Source organism: Streptococcus sp. C150, from assembly GCF_000187445.1.
In the GTDB taxonomy this organism is placed as follows: Bacteria; Bacillota; Bacilli; order Lactobacillales; family Streptococcaceae; genus Streptococcus; species Streptococcus raffinosi.
In genome coordinates this window covers 1-924 of sequence record NZ_GL698458.1, presented here as the reverse complement: position 1 = coordinate 924, position 924 = coordinate 1, and the positions used below count along the sequence as shown (strand labels likewise).

Below are 924 nucleotides of genomic sequence, written 5' to 3'. Positions count from 1 at the left end.
TTCCAGCTTCAGCTTCATATACCTTTACCGCTCGTACTGGAATTAAGACTCAACCTTTGGTAGCCAACCCAGATGTTAGCTACTACGATGCTGGCATGTCAGTCAACTATGACAAGGTTGTCAATAATGACGGCTATACATGGCTTTCTTATCTCAGCTATTCAGGAAATCGTTTCTATGTGGCTATTGCACCAACAAGTGTGACTAAACCAGTAGAACAACCAGTGCAACCAAGTACACCATCTTCTGGTACCTATACTTTCAAGGAACGCTCTAGCATTAAAGCAGAACCAAGTGTGGCAAGTCCAGAGTTGGCCTACTATGATGCTGGTATGTCAGTTAACTATGACAAGATTGTCAGTGGTGATGGTTATCAATGGCTTTCTTACCTCAGCTTTAATGGTAACCGCCGTTATGTAGCTGTGGCAAAACTTGCTCAACAAGAAAGCAAACCAAGCGGTACTATCAATATTGAAAATCTCTCTAACCTTGGTTTTGATGTTCATATCACTAATGTTTCTGGTGGCGACAAGGCTATCCAAGGCGTCAGTGTTCCAGTTTGGACAGCTAAGGACGGTCAAGATGATCTTGTATGGCACCAAGCTGACAGACAAAGTGATGGTAGCTACAAGGTTCGTATCAATGTTAGTGACCATAAGGCCGAAGCGGGTGAATACATTGTCCATCTTTACTATGTTCAAGACGGTAAGATGGTAGGTATCGGTGGCACTAGCACAACTGTTCCAGTTCAAAATGCAACCCGCCACAACCTTCCAGCTTCAGGTTCATATACCTTTACCGCTCGTACTGGCATCAAGACTCAACCTTTGGTAGCCAACCCAGATGTTAGCTACTACGATGCTGGCATGTCAGTCAACTATGACAAGGTTGTCAATAATGACGGCTATACATGGCTTTCTTATC

1 protein-coding gene is annotated in these 924 nt (G+C 43.7%); it reads left to right on the top strand.

What is annotated here, in order from left to right; all coding sequences use genetic code 11:
* Window positions 1–924: SH3 domain-containing protein (locus tag HMPREF0848_RS10120; protein WP_008536360.1), on the top strand; the 924-nt coding region annotated here is incomplete at both ends.